Annotated in this window: 24 protein-coding genes; 17 read left to right on the top strand and 7 right to left on the bottom strand. The window is 33.1% G+C overall.

Annotated features, from left to right (window positions below; translation table 11 throughout):
• Positions 1–46: 46 nt before the first annotated feature.
• On the top strand, positions 47–502 hold the full coding sequence (locus BKH45_RS08005) for a transcriptional repressor (protein ID WP_095274960.1): 456 nt from the start codon (positions 47–49) through the stop codon (positions 500–502).
• Here BKH45_RS08005 and pseI read toward each other — a convergent pair.
• The 5 genes from pseI to flgH are packed head-to-tail and all read right to left on the bottom strand — an operon-like array spanning position 499 to position 4328.
• Entirely contained in the window at positions 499–1512 is a 1014-nt protein-coding gene (gene pseI, locus BKH45_RS08000; RefSeq protein ID WP_257874539.1) for a pseudaminic acid synthase, read from the bottom strand. The genes BKH45_RS08005 and pseI overlap by 4 nt on opposite strands.
• Positions 1505–2017: a UDP-4-amino-4,6-dideoxy-N-acetyl-beta-L-altrosamine N-acetyltransferase gene (pseH, locus tag BKH45_RS07995; RefSeq protein WP_095274959.1), complete on the bottom strand. Its 513-nt coding sequence runs from the start codon at positions 2015–2017 to the stop codon at positions 1505–1507. The genes pseI and pseH overlap by 8 nt, the downstream gene beginning before the upstream one ends.
• A gap of 3 nt (positions 2018–2020) precedes the next feature.
• Positions 2021–2944 carry a glycosyltransferase gene (locus tag BKH45_RS07990; RefSeq protein ID WP_095274958.1) on the bottom strand — a complete coding sequence of 308 codons (924 nt, stop codon included), beginning with the start codon at positions 2942–2944 and terminating at the stop codon, positions 2021–2023.
• Between the two features lies 1 nt (position 2945).
• Positions 2946–3632, bottom strand: coding sequence for a pseudaminic acid cytidylyltransferase (gene pseF, locus BKH45_RS07985; RefSeq protein WP_095274957.1), 687 nt, complete (start codon positions 3630–3632; stop codon positions 2946–2948).
• On the bottom strand, positions 3633–4328 hold the full coding sequence (gene flgH / locus BKH45_RS07980) for a flagellar basal body L-ring protein FlgH (RefSeq protein WP_095275000.1): 696 nt from the start codon (positions 4326–4328) through the stop codon (positions 3633–3635).
• Positions 4329–4416: 88 nt separating this feature from the next.
• Here flgH and BKH45_RS07975 point away from each other — a divergent pair, with 88 nt between their 5' ends.
• Positions 4417–4863, top strand: a complete 447-nt coding sequence (locus tag BKH45_RS07975; RefSeq protein WP_095274956.1) for a GatB/YqeY domain-containing protein — start codon at positions 4417–4419, stop codon at positions 4861–4863.
• On the opposite strand, the gene BKH45_RS07970 is transcribed toward BKH45_RS07975, so the two are convergent.
• Positions 4857–5396 (bottom strand): phospholipase D-like domain-containing protein, encoded by a 540-nt coding sequence (locus tag BKH45_RS07970; RefSeq protein ID WP_095274955.1) that lies wholly within the window; start codon positions 5394–5396, stop codon positions 4857–4859. The genes BKH45_RS07975 and BKH45_RS07970 overlap by 7 nt on opposite strands.
• A 25-nt stretch (positions 5397–5421) precedes the next feature.
• Positions 5422–6558 carry a transcription termination factor NusA gene (gene nusA / locus BKH45_RS07965; protein ID WP_095274954.1) on the bottom strand — a complete coding sequence of 379 codons (1137 nt, stop codon included), beginning with the start codon at positions 6556–6558 and terminating at the stop codon, positions 5422–5424.
• 198 nt (positions 6559–6756) lie between these two features.
• On the opposite strand from nusA, the gene BKH45_RS07960 reads away from it, so the two are divergent.
• The 15 genes from BKH45_RS07960 to BKH45_RS07890 all read left to right on the top strand — a co-directional run bounded on the left by BKH45_RS07960 (position 6757) and on the right by BKH45_RS07890 (position 20378).
• Positions 6757–6999: an HP0268 family nuclease gene (locus BKH45_RS07960; RefSeq protein WP_095274953.1), complete on the top strand. Its 243-nt coding sequence runs from the start codon at positions 6757–6759 to the stop codon at positions 6997–6999.
• A 17-nt stretch (positions 7000–7016) separates the two neighbouring features.
• Positions 7017–8324 (top strand): tRNA (N6-isopentenyl adenosine(37)-C2)-methylthiotransferase MiaB, encoded by a 1308-nt coding sequence (miaB, locus tag BKH45_RS07955; RefSeq protein WP_095274952.1) that lies wholly within the window; start codon positions 7017–7019, stop codon positions 8322–8324.
• A complete protein-coding gene (locus BKH45_RS07950) occupies positions 8321–8947 on the top strand; it encodes a lysophospholipid acyltransferase family protein (RefSeq protein ID WP_095274999.1) in 627 nt (208 codons plus the stop codon). Before miaB ends, BKH45_RS07950 begins: the two co-directional genes overlap by 4 nt.
• A gap of 52 nt (positions 8948–8999) precedes the next feature.
• Positions 9000–10010 (top strand): hypothetical protein, encoded by a 1011-nt coding sequence (locus tag BKH45_RS07945; protein ID WP_095274951.1) that lies wholly within the window; start codon positions 9000–9002, stop codon positions 10008–10010.
• Complete coding sequence (locus tag BKH45_RS07940) at positions 10007–10549, top strand: hypothetical protein (protein WP_095274950.1); 543 nt, start codon at positions 10007–10009, stop codon at positions 10547–10549. The genes BKH45_RS07945 and BKH45_RS07940 overlap by 4 nt, the downstream gene beginning before the upstream one ends.
• Complete coding sequence (locus BKH45_RS07935; RefSeq protein WP_095274949.1) at positions 10539–11117, top strand: hypothetical protein; 579 nt, start codon at positions 10539–10541, stop codon at positions 11115–11117. Before BKH45_RS07940 ends, BKH45_RS07935 begins: the two co-directional genes overlap by 11 nt.
• Before the next feature lie 260 nt (positions 11118–11377).
• Positions 11378–12787 (top strand): major outer membrane protein, encoded by a 1410-nt coding sequence (locus BKH45_RS07930; protein ID WP_180675712.1) that lies wholly within the window; start codon positions 11378–11380, stop codon positions 12785–12787.
• A gap of 105 nt (positions 12788–12892) precedes the next feature.
• The gene (locus tag BKH45_RS07925) at positions 12893–14308 is read left to right on the top strand and encodes a hypothetical protein (protein WP_095274947.1); all 1416 of its coding nucleotides are present in this window, start codon (positions 12893–12895) and stop codon (positions 14306–14308) included.
• Positions 14309–14338: 30 nt separating this feature from the next.
• Positions 14339–14719 carry a YkgJ family cysteine cluster protein gene (locus tag BKH45_RS07920; protein WP_095274946.1) on the top strand — a complete coding sequence of 127 codons (381 nt, stop codon included), beginning with the start codon at positions 14339–14341 and terminating at the stop codon, positions 14717–14719.
• A complete protein-coding gene (locus BKH45_RS07915; RefSeq protein WP_095274945.1) occupies positions 14707–15978 on the top strand; it encodes an ATP-dependent nuclease subunit B in 1272 nt (423 codons plus the stop codon). The genes BKH45_RS07920 and BKH45_RS07915 overlap by 13 nt, the downstream gene beginning before the upstream one ends.
• Positions 15979–16040: 62 nt before the next feature.
• Positions 16041–16667, top strand: a complete 627-nt coding sequence (locus BKH45_RS07910) for an indole-3-glycerol phosphate synthase (protein ID WP_180675710.1) — start codon at positions 16041–16043, stop codon at positions 16665–16667.
• A 60-nt stretch (positions 16668–16727) separates the two neighbouring features.
• Entirely contained in the window at positions 16728–16979 is a 252-nt protein-coding gene (locus tag BKH45_RS07905) for a YfhL family 4Fe-4S dicluster ferredoxin (protein WP_095274943.1), read from the top strand.
• A complete protein-coding gene (locus BKH45_RS07900; protein WP_095274942.1) occupies positions 16979–18457 on the top strand; it encodes a Ppx/GppA phosphatase family protein in 1479 nt (492 codons plus the stop codon). The genes BKH45_RS07905 and BKH45_RS07900 overlap by 1 nt, the downstream gene beginning before the upstream one ends.
• Entirely contained in the window at positions 18454–19467 is a 1014-nt protein-coding gene (waaC, locus tag BKH45_RS07895; RefSeq protein WP_095274941.1) for a lipopolysaccharide heptosyltransferase I, read from the top strand. The genes BKH45_RS07900 and waaC overlap by 4 nt, the downstream gene beginning before the upstream one ends.
• The gene (locus BKH45_RS07890) at positions 19464–20378 is read left to right on the top strand and encodes a lipid A biosynthesis lauroyl acyltransferase (protein ID WP_095274940.1); all 915 of its coding nucleotides are present in this window, start codon (positions 19464–19466) and stop codon (positions 20376–20378) included. The genes waaC and BKH45_RS07890 overlap by 4 nt, the downstream gene beginning before the upstream one ends.
• The last annotated feature ends 224 nt before the right edge of the window (positions 20379–20602 follow it).

Below are 20602 nucleotides of genomic sequence, written 5' to 3'. Positions count from 1 at the left end.
TCTTATAAATGTGTATTTTAAATATTTAAAAATTGAGGTTTTTATGATGCAAAATAGATTAGAAACATTAGAATCTATATTAGATAGATTGCGGATATCTATCAAAAAAAATGGTTTAAAAAACTCTAAACAAAGGGAAGAGATTCTTTCTGTATTATATAAAAGCGGGACACATTTAAGTCCTGAAGAAATTGCTTCTGAGATCAAAATTAAAGATAAGACAACAAGTATTTCTTCAGTTTATAGGATTCTTAGTTTTTTAGAAAAAGAAAAATTTATTACTGCTTTAGAAGCAGATAAAAGCGGGAGAAGATACGAAATTGCTGCCAAAGAGCATCATGATCATATTATTTGCCTTAATTGTGGGGATATTATTGAATTCGTCGATCCTGATATTGAAGATAGACAAATAAAAGTTGCCAAAAAATATAATGCAAAGCTTATTAGCCACAATATGAAGCTTTTTGTGCTTTGCGCAAAATGTCAAAAACTTAAAACTTAAATAAAATCTCCAAATTCAAGAGGCTTCCCAAAAGGCAAGTCTTTGAGGGCTTTTTTGCCTAATATTTTTTTGAGGTATTTGGGTGCTATGCCATTATTGGGTCTTAGCGATCGGATATTTTGATAAGTAAGGGGCTGTCCTTTTTTGATATTTTCACAGACAAATAAGCTACGGGCAAATTTTCGTTGATTGTGGAGTTTAATCATGTCAGGTTGGGGATTTTTTTCTCCAAGTGCAAGTGTGCATTGACGGACTTTTTCTACCATTTCTTGAAATTCTTTTTTGTCCATACTAAAAGCACTATCAGGAGTATTGAATGATTTATCAAGAATAAAATGTTTTTCTATCATTACTGCCCCTAAGCTTGTGGCGATAATAGGAGACAGATATCCTTTTGTATGATCAGATAATCCATATTTAACCCCATATTTTTTGCCTAATTCAGGCATGGATAGAAGATTAGCTTCTTGAATGGGGGCAGGATAAGAGCTTGTGCATTTTAAAAGGGTAATATCATTATTTTGAGCCTCTTTGCAAGCAAGAAGAGCATCTTTAATCTCATCATCACCGGCAATACCTGTAGAAAGGATAATAGGCTTTTTGGTTTTGGCTACATGGTAAATAAGGTCAATATCAGTAATTTCAAAACTTGCGATTTTATACATAGGACAATCTAGAGATTCTAAAAGATCCAAAGCCTCTAAACTAAAAGGAGAGCTAAAGATTTCAATCCCTATATCTCGAGCAAGTCTAAAGAGTTCTTCATGCCATTGCCAAGGCATATAAGCCTCTTCATAGAGTTCATAAAGTGTTTTTCCATCCCATGGAGTGCCGGAGTTGATTTGAAAATCTTTATTTTGAGAATTGAGGGTAAGACATTTTGGGGTATAAGTTTGGAGTTTGACACCATCAGCCCCACATTCTTTGATAGCCAGGATAGATTCTTTGGCAATTTCTAAATTTTGATTATGGTTAGCGCTGAGTTCTGCAATGATCATAGGTCTATGCATTAGGATTCCTTTTGCCATAAATAAGGACATTTTGATAATTATTGTTTTGATAAACAAAATCAATGAGTTTGCCCTCATAGGTATAATGATGTTTTTTATAAAAGGCAATAGCTTTTTGATTGGTTTGAATAACTTCCAAATGTAATGAATGCAATTTGAATTCTTTGAATCCAATTTGTTCCAGGCATTTAAGAATATCTTTGCCTACGTTTAAAAGATGAGGATTTTTATAAATTCCCAGATAAGCATGTTTATGAGTGAGGTTAATGCGTGTAATAGATCCTACACCAAGGTATGTTTGATTTTTTTTAAATAACCAGTAATGGTTTGAAGGATTTTGCTTGAGTTCTGAAATAAATTTTAAATGAGATTTTTTAGAGATATTTTTTGAATACATCCATTTTGCAACATCTAAATGATTCCTGAATTCCAAAACAGCCATAGAATCCTCAAGAGTCATTTGTGTAAAATCAAGCGCATAAATATCTTGAATAAAAAAATTCATTCACTAACTCTTGCTTGCAGAAATAATAGCCAATAAATTCTCCAGAAGCAAATTGCCAAAAATAATTGAGTGAGATTTTAGAATCATTTCTTTTCTTGTTTGCATAGGTATAATTGTATCTAAATCTATATTCAAATTTTTTAAACTTGTTATTTTCATCACACCTTTTAATGCCCATTGTTGGCTTTGAAATATTTGATTGGAAGCTGTTGGGATAATAAGAGTGGGGACATGGGACATGGCTAATTCATTGAGCGTACCCCCTCCTGCTGATATGGCTATATCACATTGTTTCATTAAATCTGCCATTTTCGATGAAGAGATGTTTTGATAAATTTTGTTCTTGTTTAATGGTGGAATGTGTTGTTTGTGATTCAAGGGGAGAACAATATGGTTTGTATAAGGTCTATTCTCAATGAGATGAACCACTTTTTGACTCATTTGCCCACAATCGCTCCCTCCAAAAGTGATGAGTATATTTTGAACATTTTTTTGAGGGGTTTTGATGCAAAAGAATTGCTTATCTATGATGGCAAATTCAATACCGCAAAGATGATTTTTTGTCGTTGGATAAAGGGTTTGGGCATTGAGGGCGCCATTGAGAATAATGGCATTTTGGGGGTAATGAAGACGACAATTGTCATCTAAAATAATGAGTCTTTTGGTCTTTTCAGAGGCTTGTCGGTAGAAATCCAAACCGGCTTGATAGCTGTCAATAATGGCAATATCTGTGTCTGTGAGTAGATCAAAAAATATTGCTTGATTGCTCCATTGGCAATGTTGTCTCTCATGGGGTATTTTTTCTCCATCATAATAAATACTGATATCCGGGTAGAAAGGGAGCAAGAGATTTTTAAGACGCACACATCGTTTCAAATGTCCCAGACCATAAGAGTATCCTGCTTCACAGAATATTTTAATTTTCATTTCAAGGGTGCTTGAGTTTGTATTTTATTTCAGCAATACACCAATCATCAAGGGTATCAATATCTTGCGCGAATATTCCGGGTAAAATAAAAGCAATTGAATGGGAATCAAAAATCATTTTTTCTTCGCAAAAAGCATGGACTTTTCCCCAATAAAAAGCGCCTGCATCATGATAAATTTTTTGTAGATCTTGAGAACGTTTTAGGGCATATTGAGGAAAAAGCATAGAAATATCATTTTCTTCATTAATAACAAAACTTCTCCAAGGACTAAAGTCAAATGCAGCACAAGAAAATACATAAAGCTTTTGAGGATTTTCTAAAAGTTTTTTTAGAGCAAGTGTAATATGTTGGGGTTGCAAAAGAGGGGCTGTGGGATAAATACAACAAACCAAATCATTTGAGTGAAGTTGAAGTTCTTTAATGGCGTGAGCGATAACAGGGAGGGTAGGGGTTGTATCAAGGCTTAATTCTTTGGGACGATAAAAAGGGACTTTGGCATTATATTGTATGGCTGTTGTTGCGATTTCTTCATCATCAGTACTTACAATAATCTCATCAAAAACCCCACTCTGAATAGCATTTTGAATTGAATAGCTGATAATAGGTTTATCGCAAAAAAGTTTAATATTTTTTTTAGGGATTCTTTTGCTCCCTCCTCTTGCAGGGATAATAGCAACCTTTTTCATTTAGTATGGCCACTCACTCTCTAGGGCATCACTAGCAAATTTTTTCTTATCTGTGTTGCTTAGAGAGCCAATATTAGCATACTGAATTTTAGCATCAGAGATAAATTTAGATTCAATAGTATTGTTTCTGCTTATATCATAAGGTCTGATGACGCCACTAATTTTGAGGATTTGTTTTTCTCCATCTACAAGAATTTCCTTATTCCCATAAATAAAATAATTTCCATTCTCCAACACTTTGATGATTCTAGCTGTGATTGTAAGAGTAAGATTCTCATTTTTACTTTGAGCCCCTCCTCCTTTAAAATTTGTATTATTAGAAGGTTTGGTGAGACTATAATTGGTTTGATCATCCAGGAATTCTGCTGATTTTTGTTTGTTTGCATCCTTTCCGTTATAGGCAAGTCTTGGAGGCGTGGAATTACCTCCGGAAGCTGTATTATAAGCTTTTGAAGTGGTGTAATTAGCATTAGAAGTTTCATTGATGATGATAGTAATTAAATCATCAGGTTTCATTGCACGCCTATCTGCAAATAAAGGACGCTCACCTTGCCCAAAAAGACTTCCGGGTTTGCTAAATTCCGGGATAAATTCTTTAGAGGGCATTTCTTCAACATACGCAGGAGGGTTGAGGTCTATTTCAGGTTCATAAGCGTAAACACTTATAATTCCCATTGCCCAAAGCAAAATAAACATATTTTTAAAAGAGAATTTTTGCATTTCTAAATCCTTTTGCAAACTAACTGTATAATACAAAGCAAAGTTTATTCCAAAGGAAAATGCCATGAGTGCAATTAAAGAAAAAATGGTGCAAGACTTAAAAATAGCCATGAAAAATGGAGATAATTTTAGGCGTGATACAATACGTATGCTGAATAGTTCTTTGAAGCAAGTTGAAGTTGATAAAAGAATTGTCTTGAGCGACACAGATGTGATTGGGATTTTGAAAAGCGCTTATAAACAAAGGCTTGATGCTGCAGATGCTTATAAGAAAGCAGACAGGAAAGATCTGTTTGACAAAGAAAATAAAGAAATGCAGATTATTCTGGAATATTTGCCCAAACAATTAAGCGATGAAGAGCTTGAAAAAGAAGTTATCAAGACTATCAAGGCAGTTGGGGGGATATCTTCCAAAGATATGGGCAAAGTAATGGGAGCGCTTAAACATCTCAATGAAGTCGCTAATGGGCACAGAATTTCAGCAATGGTTAAAAAACATTTAAATCAATAGGGCGTGCAGCGTTTAAACATTTTGTTGTAATAGTTTTTAGCTTTAGCAATCAGTGTTGTATCATCACTTAGCAAAAGGACTTCATAGTTATTTTCAAAAGCATTTTTACTCCAGTTTGCTGATCCGAGAATGAGGGTGTGATTATCTATAATGGCTAATTTTTGGTGCATGATTCCAAAATATTGCTTGTGTTTATTTTGTTTCTTTTGTCCTTGTAGGAGACAAGTTTGGATGTGATTATATTTGCTAAGATAACCGATGGTGGAGTAAGGGTTGTTGATATTGGATTCATAATCATAAATAATACGGATATTAACTCCTCTTTTTGCTGCATTTTTAAGAGCTTTGGCGATTTCTCTATGGGTAAAACTATAAATAGAAATATCAATATTTTTATGAGAAGATTGAATAGACTTTATCAAAGAATTCAAAGCATTTTTTTGTTCATAAGGCATAAAATAAAGCATTTTATCTGCATAGAGGGTATTGAACAAGAGAAAAATCAAAAGAAATCTAAAAATTATATTTTTCATTTTTTTTCCGGAGTATTTTTAAGAATTATTGTCTAAAGAGTGATTCCAGAGCATCTATACCGACTTTTGAGACAGCTTGGTCTTGTGTATTTTGAGATTCTTTTTGTGAAACAATTTCAATAAGTTCAATATCATGTCCTGTAAGCATGGAAGCAAGGCGGATATTAATCCCATTTTTGCCAATAGCTTTGCTTTTTTGATCACTCATGATATTGACGATAGCTTTTGGGGGGAGGGTTGGATCGCCGGAGGGTTGGATTTTGATGCTAATAATATTGGCAGGGGAGAGGGCTTTGGAAATAAATATTTCAGGCACTTCAGAGTATTCAATACAATCAATATTTTCACCATTTAATTCTTTGCTTACCGCATTGATTCTTACACCCTTAACCCCTACACTTGAGCCAATAGGGTCAATTTTGGGATTGTTAGAATAAACAGCGATTTTTGCCCGATCTCCCGGAATTCTCGCACTTTTTGCAATTACAACTTCACCATCTTTAATTTCGGGGACTTCAAGCTTTAAAAGTTCTTCAAGCATTTTTGGAGTAGTGCGTGAAAGTTCCAGACGAATGCCATTTCTATCAATGCTTACATGTTTGAGGATAGAAGAAACAGTATCGCCTACAACAAATTTTTCGCCCTTAATACGATTTTTGATAGAAAGAATAGCTCGTATTTCATCAATTTCAATAAAAGTATTTTGCGCTTCATCTACCCTTACAACAACGCCGGTAATGATTTTACCCGTATTGGATTTAAATTTTTCAAATAATTGATCTTCGATTGTGCGTTGGATATTAAATTCTAAATCTCTAAAAAGCGAATTCACAGCATTTCTACTCATATCTTCCAGACTCAACTCATATTTGATTTCATCGCCAATATTAACATCTTGCGCCATTTCTTTGGCTTTTTGGAGTGGGATAAAATTATTGGGATCTTGGATAACTCCGGTATCATTATCTTCACAGACTATAAGAGTTTGAATGAGTTTAAGCGTTCTTTCTTTGGGATCTTCCTCAACGCTATAATTTGTATTTTCATCAATTTCTTTTTTTGCCATTTTGATAATAGAGTCTTTGACTACTTGAGAAACCATCGAAACTTGAAGACCTTTTTCATAGGCAATGAGTTCAATAATATCTAATATTTTTTCCATTTAATTCCTTTTTTGTTTTTTAAGATTATCCCGAAATTTGCTTGAGTTTGAATACTTGTGAAGCAGGGGAAGTTTTGCAGAAAGGGTATTATACCTAAAAATTTATCCAAAATGATTAGAAATAATTTTACTCAAACTTTCTATAAGCCAAATCTGGTTAGAATATACTCATATGATTTTAAAAAAACGGAGTCCAAAATGGAATTGATACTTGCAAAAACCAAACTTGAAGATAAAACACAAAAAATTACTTTAGAAAAATTAGCAGAGAAATTAAATCCTGAATACAACCATATGATTTATTTTGATAAAAGTAATAATCATAAGGATTTATTAAAGGTCGTAAGTTTTTTTCAAAATAAAGGAAAAAGTGCTTATTTATCAGAAGTGAAATTTGGATTAGATGAAAAAGATTACATTTATGAGTTGCATATTATTTAGGTTTAAGTAGGCATGGAATGAAATTATATATAGAAACTTTAGGTTGTGCCATGAATATGCGAGATAGCGAGCATATGATTGCAGAATTAAAAACAAAAGAAGGCTATACCCTCACAGAAGATGCCAAAGAGGCAGATTTGATTCTTATCAATACTTGTAGTGTGAGAGAAAAACCTGAACGTAAGCTTTTTTCAGAAATTGGTCAGTTTGCCCTCATTAAAAAACCTCATGCAAAAATTGGAATTTGTGGTTGCACTGCCAGCCATATGGGGGAAGAAATCATCAAAAAAGCCCCGAGTGTGAATTTTGTATTAGGAGCAAGAAATATTTCTAAAATTTCTGAAGTTATCCATAGGGATAAAGCTGTTGAAGTTGGAGTGGATTATGATGATAGCACTTATGTATTCGATACTGCCGGAAATATAGGGATAAAGGCATTATTAAATATTTCTATTGGCTGCGATAAGAGATGCGCTTATTGTATTGTCCCCCACACTCGCGGTAAAGAAATTTCTATTCCATTGGATTTGATTTTATCTGAAGCCGAAAAGCTTGCTCAAAATGGCGTGAAAGAATTGATGCTTTTAGGACAAAATGTAAATAACTATGGAGTTCGTTTTTCTTCTAACCACAAGATGATTAATTTTGCAGGGTTATTGAGAGAGATTAGCAAAATTGAAGGGATAAAAAGAATTCGTTTTACTTCTCCCCATCCTTTGCATATGGATGATGAGTTCCTGGAAGAGTTTGCATCTAACCCCAAAATATGCAAATGTATTCATATGCCCTTACAAAGCGGATCAAGTAAAATTCTCAAATCAATGAGGAGAGGTTATACCAAAGAATGGTATCTCAATCGCGTGGCTAAACTCAAGTCTCTTGTTCCTCATGTGGGTATTGGCACAGATATTATTGTGGCTTTTCCGGGTGAGAGTGAAGAAGATTTTGCTCATACAATGGATGTCCTTGAGAGTGTGCAATTTGATACGATGTATAGCTTCATATACTCACCTCGTCCCCATACAGAATCTTATCAGTGGGGTAAAGAAAGCATAGTATCTAAAGAAGTAGCTTCAAAAAGGCTTGCTATACTTCAAGACAAACATAAAACAATTCTAAGAGATAAAGCAAAAAAGGAAATAGGACATCTTCATGAAGTATTGATTGAAAATATCAAACATGGGGAGGATAGTTTTTCTGAAGGAAGGAGTGATACAGGAAAACTCATTAAGATTCCCCAAGAAGTTTTAAAAATTGGCGATATTGTAAATGTACAGATAAGTCAAAATGAAGGCGGAAGTTTGATAGGGCGATGTATAAAATGAATCTAAAAAAGTTTAAACAAAAGATTATTTTGGCGATATTGCCTCGTATTGTTTGGATAATTTTGTGGGTACTTTATTGGAGTTGCAAGAATCGGTTTCATTTATCAGAATCTTTGAAAGAGACAAATTTTATTGCAAGTTTTTGGCATGGAGAATTTCTGATGCTTCCTTTTGCTTATCTCAAAGTTCGCAAAAAACCTAAAATATATGTGATTTCAAGTAATCATTTTGATGGAGAGCTGATGGTTAAGTTTTATAGTTTTTTTGGATTTCGCACCATTCGAGGATCGACGAGCAAAAATGGTACGCGCGTGCTTGTAAAGTCATTTCAATGCTTGAGAGATGGGTGGGATATGGGGATTACTCCTGATGGTCCTAAAGGTCCTTATCACCATATTGCTGATGGTGTAGTGGCAATGGCGCAAAAAACAGGTATCGGCATAAGCGTATCAAAGGTTGTTTTTAATCGTTGCTATGAACTCTCCACTTGGGATAAATTTAAAATTCCAAAGCCTTTTTCGAAAATTGATTATTATATGTTAGATCCTTTTTATATCCCCAAAGATATGGATATGTTGGCAGCAAAAAAAATGGTATATGAACGAATGGAGCATCCTTTATGACAGAGTATTTGGCTTTTGATAAAATAATCCATCATCAACAGATAGGGCTATAATGAATATTTTTTCCAGACTGATAAGAAATTTTTTTTCAAATGTGTTTATCGGAGTGAATGTCGATAGTAAAATTTGTTCACTTAAAGTTATGCGTATTAAAGATGGCAAGGTCATTGAAGATTTTAATAGAGAGTTTAAAACTATTGACAATGAAGTGTCTATGGATGCTATAAAATTGATTAGGAGTTATCAAGAGAAATACCCTTTTACTTATCTGAGTGCTATGTCTAAGAATTATAATCAAGGAATTATCAATAAAGAAAAAAAAGAAGATTTATCAAAATACGGCATCAATCCTAAAGAATGCAATATTTTGGACTTCAATACTTGGAAAGTTTATATTAAAAATTCAGCTATTCAAGAGAATGCAGCCAGGTTTTCAAAAATCAACGGAATTGATTTTTTATTTTCGCCTTTTATTGTCATCTATCACCGGATTAAAAATAAAATAGGTTCTAAAACAAGCCTTTATGTGTTGCAAGAGAGGAGTAGTGTTTCTTTGTTGGTAGCTGATTTAGAAGGGATTTATTTTGGTGGGTATTTTATGGTAGAAGGTGAAGTGGAGGATATGGAAATTGAACAAGAGTCTTTAGAAAAAAAGGATTTCCATACCGATTTGCCTACTATGGATTATAAAGATGAAGATTTAGATGATGAGATTGATGATTTAGTAGATTTGGATTCTGAATTTTTTATTGATAAATTGAATGAAAAACTTCTATTAGACAACCAAGAAGAAGATTCTTCAAAAGACAAAGTTAATGATCTTACAAAAATATCTATTGTATCTAATATTATTCAAAATTCTTTGAGAGAATTTTATTCAAATGAGCTGTATGAAAGTAAATTTATTGAGGAAATTGTTATTTTAGATGCTTATGGTATATCTGATGGGGCTTTGAATTATCTGGGAGAAAATACGATGATTGAGACATCAAAAATATCCGTTTGTATTGTGGATGAATTGGTTGGGTTATCAAAAATTGAGTTTAAGAAGGGCAATTTATGAAGTTTAGTTTTCTTAATCCTCAACCCAAATATATTCTAGCTAAAATTACTAAGATATGGGTTTTTTATATTTTTTTATCTATGGTGATTGTATTTGGTTTTTTGAGTCTGCTTAAATACCAGATTTTTCTTTCGCATGAACGAATTAAGAATTATCAAGTAAAGCAAGTTTTCTATCAAGATGAAATTACCAAACTTAATTCTTATCAAGAACGGATACTTTCTGAAATTGATTTGGCAAAAAATAGACAAATTCATAATCTTATGGTTAGAGATGCTATTATTAATCTTTTTAATATTATTCCTGATCAAATTACGATTAATTATATTGAGATTGGCAATGATTCTTTGAGTTTAAAAGGCTCTGTCCCTTCAAAAGAAGTATTTAAATTTCTTTTGCAAGATCCTCTCAAGGCAATTTTTGGCAAAAGCCATGTAACATTTTTTGCGCTTTCAAATGGTTGGTATCATTTTGTTTCTACAAGTCAATCTAAAACTTCTATCGTTGAATCACCAAAGGGAGGGACTAATGAAAATTAAAAACTCTAAAAATTTATTTTATATCAATGTAGATCCTGAACTTGTTATTAGAAATATGATTTTTTTTGTTATTTTTTGTTTAGCTGTAGGGATCAGTATTAATTATTTTTTGTGGCCCATGATTGGAATGTATAAGCTTCAATATATTGAAGAAAAAAAGATCAAAACAGTGTTTTTGCAAGTCCAAAAGGATTTTAACAGCACACAAGCATTGCTTAAAAATACTAAAAATGCTAATCAAAAAATACTCGATATTATGTCCTATCAATCTTCAATGCCCGGATTAAAAGATAACCTGAAAAAGTATTTTAAAAATGTAGAAATTATTAAAAAATCCTCTCAAGATGATGTGCAAAACCAAATGATAACAGATGTGTATTTTGTGCGTGGGGAGATCCAAAGTGTCCAAACGATGAATAATTTTTTTACTGAATTAAAAGATACTCCCATGAGTATCAAAATCTTATTGCCTGTAATTGTTAAAAAAGCCAATGACGTCGATAAATTGATTTTAGAGTTTTATATGAATGTGGAAAAAAGTAGCTATAAACCAAAAGTATCCTTGTAGTTTTAAGTTATAAATGATTTTTTGTCTGTTTTATATTCTTATATCTTCTTTATTTATTTATACTACTTTTAAAGTTTTTTGATTACAAATCAATAACAAATGGTAAATAAAATTCAGAATTATTAAAGTTTTTTTTGCGTAGTATTTTTGCATAAACAACATGTAATCAATCATTCATGATAAATAGAAATTGCATTTCATAGTTGTTTATTGTCAAATCAAGTTAATTAGGAATAGATTTAAGTTATGGAGGATCGATGATGAAGTATAAAATTTTGGGAATTGTTTTGATGTTAGGATTTGGAATTGGGGAAGGGAGTGATTTAAAAGAAGCTTTCGAAAATGCTTCTATCAAGGGATTTACTTTTGGACGTTATACGCTGATGGGTGGCAAAGATGGTGCAGGCAATAGATATCAATTTCGAGCTAAGATTGATGTAACCTCAGGAGAAGTAAATGGTTATTCTCTCACCGGAGGGATATTCTTTTCTCAAGGTTCAGGCACGCCGGATAAAGGAAGCATTACAGATAGTGATATTCAAGGGAGTCGTGGTGTTCATACAGATATGAGTGGTTCTGATGTGTTTAATATCAGTAATTTGTATATGAATAAGATTTTTTCATCTACAAAAACAAGTATTCAAGTAGGGCAAATGAATTTAATTTCGCCTTTTACAGACAAGAGTGTAGATAGAGGGATTGGGGTATCTGTGCTAAATTCTGATATAGAAAGTTTGCAATTTTTTGTTTCCGGTTATGATAGTTGGATAACCGATGATATTTATATCGCTGCTCAAGCGAGCAAAAATCCCGATGACAAAAAAAAGCAAGGTTCAGGCATTGGGAATAATTTATTTATCGCAGGAGTTATGGGAAATTATCATTTGGATGAAGGCAATTTGCATTCTTTGAATTTTAAACTTTATGATTTATGGGCATATCATTTGATTGACTACATGGTTTTTGGTGAGCTAGGCTATAAATATAGCTTTGCAGAACATATATTTTTCAAGCTTATGGGGCAAGTAGGTGTTAGTGGTGTCAGTGATGTTGCGGGGTTTCAGAGTCGGAGTCTTTATTTAAAGAATTATTTCCAAGATAAGGTAAAAAATGAGACTTTAAATGCAAATAATCCTCAGGAATTAGCCAAGAATCGGGGACTTTATAATATTCAAGCAAGCTTTGAGGTACATAAGTTTTATGCCAAGCTAGGGTTTGCAGGGAGTTTTGGCGATGGGTATGGGGTGTTGTTAGATAATATAGGAGGCTTTAATACAGCAGGTAAGCTTTGGAATGGATCGCAAGGGCATGGCGCAGATGGGTTTGGATTTTTGGGGTCCGGAGCAACTAAAAATACAAATATTACAGCACTCTATTGGGGAGCAGATTATCGTATAGGTTCATTTATTTTGTCTCTTGAGGGCGCATGGGTGAGTGGAAAAAATAATTATCCTCTATTGGTGGCAGGATCAAATAATCCAAATTACCACTATCGCGGAAAAGTCTCTGCTTATCCAAACAAAAAAACCATGGATGCTTCTTTTGTGGAGATTACTCCGGGTGTTGTTTATAAAATTAGCAAGAAAATATCAGCTCAACTTTATTATGCAAGTATATTTGGAGATATATCCCTTAATCGGACAAGATTTCAGATAACTTATAATTTTTAATATCTTAATGCATGAACAAAGATTTTTCTATTAAGTTTTTATATTTTTATAGCTATAATCTATGGTAAATCAGATTGCAAACTGATAAAAACTTAGGAGTGTTTAATGAAAATTTTAAAGATTGCGTTTTTAACTTTCGTGGTCACAGGGATTTTAGGTGCCTCTTCTCTGAAAGAGATGGTAGAAAATGCTACCCTGGATGGTTGGCTGAGAGGAAAGTATTTTTATAGTGATGGTAGAGATGGTTCAGGTCAGGGCTACCAAATGTTTTTCTTGCCCAATATTCATTCCGGAGAAGTGAATGGATATAGTTTGACAGTAGGCGTTTTTGCTGCTTATGGTCCGGGTGTTCCGGATGCTGTAAATACAGATGATTCCATTGGAGGATCCAGAGCGCCAAGAATTGATCAACATTCTGCTCCGGATGTATTTAACATCAGTAATTTGTATATCAATAAAAATTTTGAAGCCTTAGGCAGCAAGACAACAGTTCGTTTAGGGCAAATGAATATTGTTTCAGCCCTCAATGCAGGGACTTCTTATGGGGATAGAGGTTTGGGAGGAATGATTAGCAATGAAGATATTAAGGGGATTAGACTTTATGCCTCTGCTTATGATAGCTGGATGACTGATAACATTATGCTTGCAATGAATCAAGTTAAAACTTATGGGATTGGAAACAACCTTGTGATTTTAGGGATTGAAAGCAATAAAGATTTTGCACCCAAAGGATTAGGGTTTAAACTTTATTATAGTTGGGCGCAACAACTTTATGATATGATGTTGTTTGGGGATATTCATTATAAATACGAATTTGATAATGGGCTTAGTCTGGGTGTATTGGGGCAAATTGCCGGGACTATCATGAATGGCAAGGCAAGATTCCATACAGGTGGTTCAAATCTGGCCGCTTATTTTGCCGATCTTAATGCTCCTGAATTTGGGGGTATGGCAAAAACAAGAGGGATTTATAACTTACAAGTTAATCTAAAAGCAGGTGGTTATAGTTCTAAGCTGGGTTATGTCGGTAGTTTTGGACAAGGGTATGGCACAATGCTTGATAGCAAAGGTGGTTTTGATGTAGGGGGACAACTTTGGAATGGGATTATTGCAGGGGGGATTATGGGATTTGGCTGGACAGGAGCAGGTGGGGTGAAAAATACAAGCCTCAAGGTTGTTTATTTTACTCATAGATACAAATGGCATAATGGGCTTGGGGTTGGACTTGATGTAGCATGGGTAGGAGGTAAAAATCGATACCCTTATATGAAAAAAGGATCAAAACGAATTGGCGATAAGTATCCTGATCCTGTTAATAATGGTTACCATGAAGGGCATAATCGAGGACCGGTTATTCCTGCCAGAAAGACTAATCTAACAGCTGATTCCGAACTTGTTGAAATCTCTCCACAAATTAGCTATGCTTTTACAAAAGATTTTAATGGTTCGCTAACTTATTCGCAAATGGTTGGGGATATGTTGATGGGTAGAATGGTAGTTACTTTAAAATATACTTTTTAATCTTATATTTCCCATCATTGAGGAGTTAAAATGGACTTTGATTTTGGATTTGATGGGAATGCTTGTAAAACATGCGGGGGAAAATGTTGTACCGGAGAGAGCGGGTATATTTTTGCAAGTATAAATGAATTATCTCAAATCAGTGATTTTTTGGCTATGGCGTTTAATGAATTTACACAAAAATATGTTAAAAAGGTAGGGTATAAATTTTCATTTTTAGAAAAGCCAAGTGAGGATGGGGTTGCTTGTATATTTTTTGATGATGTAGCTAAAAAATGTCTGATTTATCAGGTAAGACCTAAGCAATGTGTGAATTTTCCATTTTGGGAGAGCTTTAAAAGAAATAATATTAATAATAAGGAGTTGGAGAATTTATGCAAATTGTGCGAAGGTATAAAATGTTTAAAGTAATTCTTGGAATTATTTGTGGATTGATGGTGTGTGCTATCTTGGATGCAAATACTTTTTCTGAAGATTATTATTTGATGTTGAGTTCGGATGCATTTAATAGAGGTGATTTTAAGGGTGCTAAGGATGGATATTTAACATTATATGAAGAGACAAAAAATATTGCTTATGCCAAAGAAGCAGCCCTATCTGCTGCTAATATGGGAGATATGCAGACAGCAGCTAAACTTGCCTTGCTTTATCAAAATGTAACCAAGAATACTAAAGACTTACCCACAAGTAAGATTTTGGCTGATAGTTACATTCGTATGGGAGATATCAAAAAGGCTATTTCTTTGCTTGAGTCTATCAAAAAAGAAGAGGATTCTTTGCCTGTAGATAATGTTTTGGGAACACTTTATTTGAGTGAAAAAAATTTTGATAAAGCATTTGGGTTGTTAGATAATGTTTATAATCAAACTCATGATGAAGAGGCTTTGAGTAAGATTTTAATGATTTATTTAGCTAAAAATGACAAACCGGCAGCTACCGGTTTGCTTAAATCGCATTTGGAAAAATATGGCTGCTCAAAGGATTTATGCCAAAAGAGTTTTGATGCTTTTGTCCGGCTTAATGATTTAAGCGATGCTCAAGAGGTTTTTCAAATGATATATAACAAATCCCCTACAATTGAAAATGCCAGATATTTGATCCGTATTCTTGCTTATCAAAAAAAGTATAAACAAGCCCAAGAAATTGCTCAAACTTTTCCTCTCAATAGGCATCTTTTGTTAGAATTATATGTCGCACAAAAGGAATTTTCTGCTGCATCCAAGCAAGCTAGCCTTATCTACAAAGAACAAAAAAACCCTAAATATTTAGCTTTGGAAGCTATTTATCTTTATCAATCTATGGAAACTCCTAAAAAACAGACTATTGAAGAGATCATCAAAAAACTTGAACACTCTTTAAGTGAGCGTCAAAAAGAAATTGTCTCTATTAAAGAGAACTTGAATTCTCAAGATGCATTTTTTTATAATTTTTTGGGTTATATGCTTATTGATTATAATTTAGATGTAAAAAAAGGTATCCATTATGTAAAAATTGCCCTAGAGGTTGATCCCGGGTCGGTTTCTTATGTGGATTCACTTGCATGGGGATATTATAAGTTAGGTAAATGTATTGAAGCTAAAAAAATATTTGCTACTATTCCTAAAGAACAAATAGAAATAGAGACTGAATTAAAATCCCATTTTGATAGCATTAATTCTTGCACAAAATAATGCAATATTCTTCAAAAAGTCTTAAAAATCTAAATGAAAGCATCCGGCTTAGAGAAGATTTTTTGTCTTTTGATCTTTTGGGGAGAAGTTTGTCTTATAATCCTTATATTCCAAGAGCGCAAGCGCATGATTTTGCAAGAAAAAAAAACGAATTAATTGCCAAAAAAGCAATTATTTCTCCTCCTTTGGTTGAAGAAGAACTTTTTTTGATAGATACATTAGATGCAAAAGCTATTATGATTGATTTTACTTCAATATATGAGCAAAATATACCGGATAAAAATATATTTGATTCACTCACACTTTTACGCCGCTATACCAAAAAATTAATTATCCATAATGATATTTTTATCAGTCCTTATCAATTGCTTGAATCAGTTATTTATGGAAGCGATTGTGTTATTTTGGAAGTAAATGTTCTCAATAAAGAGCTTAAAAATATGTGTGCATTTGCTTTGAGATTAGGGCTTTTGCCTATTGTCAAAATTTATTCACTACAAGAGTTAAAAAAAGCAATCCTTGCAAAAGCGCAAATGATTTATATTGCGCAAGATTTTTCAAATCTTATTTCTTATGTACCAAATTCTAAAATTATTTTTTGTGATTTATCTTCAAATATAACTTCTTTGGATGAAAAAATTTCTTATGGTGTGGATATATTTTTTATGTCTTTATCAAGAATTAAATAAATGTTAAGAATATTTTGGTTAAAAGATATCCCTTAGAATTCAAAACTTAGGGAGTCAAAAATGTCTTTGCTAATAAATGATGAATGTATTGCTTGTGATGCTTGCAGAGAGGAATGCCCCAATGAAGCTATCGATGAGGGCGATCCGATTTATTTGATAGATCCGGATAGATGCACAGAATGTGTTGGTTATGATGATGAGCCTAATTGCGTAGGTGTATGTCCTGTTGATGCGATTATTCCTGATCCGGATAATATTGAAAGCTTTGAAGAGTTAAAATACAAATACGAACAGCTTCAAGAAGGTGAATAATGGCTAAAATAACTACCGTGATCGACATAGGTTCTAATTCTGCAAGAATGGCTATTTTTCAAAAGACAAGCCGTTTTGGATTTTATCTTTTATCTGAGATTAAATCCAAAGTTAGAATTTCAGAAGGTAGTTATCAATTTGATGGAATGTTACAAGAAATTCCTATGCAAAGGGCCTTAAAAACTCTGATAGAATTTAAGCAGATTTCGCAAAAGTATGGTAGTAGGAAGCTTTTGTGTGTAGCAACAAGCGCTATTAGAGATGCACCAAATGCCGGAGATTTTATTAAACGTGTAAGAGAGGCTTGCGGGATCGGAATAAAAGTTATTGATGGGAAGAAAGAGGCATTTTATGGAGGCATTGCTTGTGCTAATCTTTCACATAGAAAAGATGGGATTACAATTGACATTGGAGGAGGGAGCACAGAATGCGCTTTTATCCAAGGGGGCAAAATTATTGATTTGATTTCTTTAGATATTGGGACAATACGATTAAAAGAGCTTTTTTTTGATAAAAAACAAGATATAAAATATGCAAAAGAATTTATCAAAAAAGAACTTGAAAAAATTCCTGAATTTTATAAGCATGAGAATGTTTTTGGAGTAGGGGGAACGATTCGTGCTATTTCAAAAATGATTATGAAAAATACCAAATACCCTATTGATGTCCTTCATGGTTATGAGGTTGATATAAAAAAACATTTTAATTTTATAGAAAAAATTTATAATACCAAAGAAGACAAGCTTGTTTTGCTTGGAGTTACAGAGGATAGAAAAGACAATATTCGCAGTGGGGCGTTGATTTTGTCTATGTTGCTTGATAAATTTGAGTCTAATATGCTTACTACAAGCGGTGTAGGTGTGCGAGAAGGAGTATTTTTGAGTGATTTGTTACGCCATCAAAACTATTCATTCCCTTCAAATTTAAATCCTTCTTTGAGTTCCTTAAAAGACAGATTTTTATTTCACCCAAAACATGGAAAAAACGTAAAGATTCAATGTCTTAAAATTTTTGATGCTCTCAAACCCTTACATAAGATCGATGATAAATATCAATATCATTTAGCTATTGCCGGACAATTTTCCAGTATCGGGAGAACTTTAAGTTTTTTTGATGCTCATGAACATAGCGCTTATTTTTTGCTCCACGCATTAGATTATGGATTTTCTCATCAAGATAAAGCAATCATTTGTCTTTTAGCGCAATTTAGTAATAAAAAAATTCCAAAAGATATTTCTATCGCCCACATCAGTGATATTATGCCTCCTATTTTGACATTGCAATGGTTAAGCTTTATTTTAGGCATGGCAGAGGCTATGTGCATTGCAGATAGTTCCGGACATATTGATTATTGCTATAAAAATAATCAACTTCAAATCACAAGTCCTGATGAGATTTATTTATCCAAGGAGGTTGTGATGCGTTTAGTGAAGCCTATAGCTTTGGAGATTAAATTTTTTCATAAGGGTTGTATTTGAAAATAGGCATTCTTAGATTTTCTGCATTAGGAGATATTATTGTTAGCGCAGTTTTTTTGCCTTATTTGAAGACTTTATATCCGAATTGCGAGATTGATTGGTTTGTGGATGAGAGATTTGGAGGTATTTTAGATGATTCTCCTTGTATCAAAAAACTACATAAAATACCCTTGAAAAAATTGTTAAAATCTTTTAATCCCTTTAATATTTATCGGCTTTACCAGGATTTAAAATCTCATGAAAAATATGATATTCTTATTGATATGCAAGGTCTTGTAAAATCCAGTGTTATTGGAAGTTTGTTAAAAAAAGACAAGTTTGTAGGGTTTGATAAAAATTCTATTCGTGAAAAAATGGCTTCAATATTCTATGATCAAGGTATTTGTATCCCTTATGAAAGAAATATTTTAGAACGCAATGCAAGTTTGCTTTATGGAGCATTTGGGGAACAAGCCGGACTTGAAGTTTGTTTGCAAGATAGAAAAAGTGTTTTTGGTTGCACTCAAAATGGAAAAAACAAAATTGATGCTTTGGATTGTTTTGAAGGGAACAAAAAAACAATCTTATTTGTTTTGGAGGCTTCCAAAGAGAACAAAACCTATCCTGTACAACAATACATAGAGCTTGCAAAACTAATGCGAGATGAAAATGTAAAAATCCTTTTGCTTTGGCATGCCTACCCTCAAAAAGCACAACAAATTTTTAATGCTATCAACACATCTAATGATGTTTTTTTGTTGCCCCAATTAAATTTAGATGAGCTGAAAGCTTTAATAAAAAAAGTAGATATAGTTATTGGAGGCGATACGGGTGTAACACATTTAGCATGGGCTATGCAGAGGGCTTCTATTACTTTATACGGAAATACTCCAATGGAACGTTTTAAATTATTTGGCACTAAAAATATTTCACTTAGTGGCAATATCTGCGCTAATTATCATAAAAATGATTTTTCAATTAGTAAAATTCAACCAAAAACTATTGATAAAGAAATCAGAGGATTGTTATGAAAGTTGTTGCTAAGCTTATTGAATGGGTTGTTAATTTTTTTGGATTTTTTTTAGCCAAAATGCCCCACAAAATGTTTTTAGCCTCGATTGATTTTGTCGCATTTGTGATGAGAAAATTAGATAAAAAACGCTTCAAAGATGCGATGGCAAACTTAGATTTTGTCTATGGTGAGGATATGCCCAAAATTCAAAAATATCAGATTATCAAGCAGTGTTACAGGAATTTTGCATTTATTCTTCTTGAAGGGATTCGTGTGATTTATTTACCAAAGCAAAAATACAAACAAAAATTTGAAATTATTGATGAGCACTATATTCTTGATTCTTTAGATGCAGATAAGGGGGCAGTGCTGATGGGAGGGCATTTTGGATATTGGGAAGCGATGGCAACTATATTGCCCGAAAGATATGCTTCATTCCATTTGGCATCTTTGGGGAGATTGACAGATTATGAGGCTATCAATCAATTGATTATTAATCGTAGAGAGGCTTGTGGTGTAAAATTGATTGATAAAAAAGGTGCTTTTAAACATTTACTCAAAATGTATACCAAGGGAAATGCAATGGCCGGAATATTGGTAGATCAAAATATTGGATCAAATGAAGGGATATGGATAAAATTTTTTGGTAAAGAAGCTACCCATACTACGATTACTTCTATTCTCTCAAGAAGGTTTGAAGTCAATATTGTCCCTGTTTTCATTGATTTCAATAAAGATTATTCAAAATTTCAAATTCGATTTTATCCTCCAATCCGCACCAAAATAACACAAAATTCTCAAGCAGATATTTATGAGGCTACACAAGCTCAAGCAGATTTAACCCAAGAAGTTATTAGAAAGAATCCTTCAAGTTGGTTTTGGTTTCATAAAAGGTGGAAGGCAAAATATAGCGATATTTATCAGCATTGATTAAATGATAACTTCCGGAGGAAGCCTAGAGGTTGGTTACATGCTTAAAAGATGATTTTTGAATGTTTAAAATTGCTTTATTTTTTCTATTCCCTTTTCTCCTAAGCCAACCTTAAGCTAGATACATGTAATATTCCACTCCCATTCAGGTGAGCCTCATAAAAACTCTCCGGTTGATTCAATTTTATCTCTTGGGTTATATGGCAGTTTGATTACTTCATAGT

It is taken from the genome of Helicobacter sp. 11S03491-1, from assembly GCF_002272835.1.
GTDB lineage: Bacteria > Campylobacterota > Campylobacteria > Campylobacterales > Helicobacteraceae > Helicobacter_J.
Note: the sequence above shows the minus strand (reverse complement) of the source record. Positions and strands in the feature narration are given on the sequence as shown.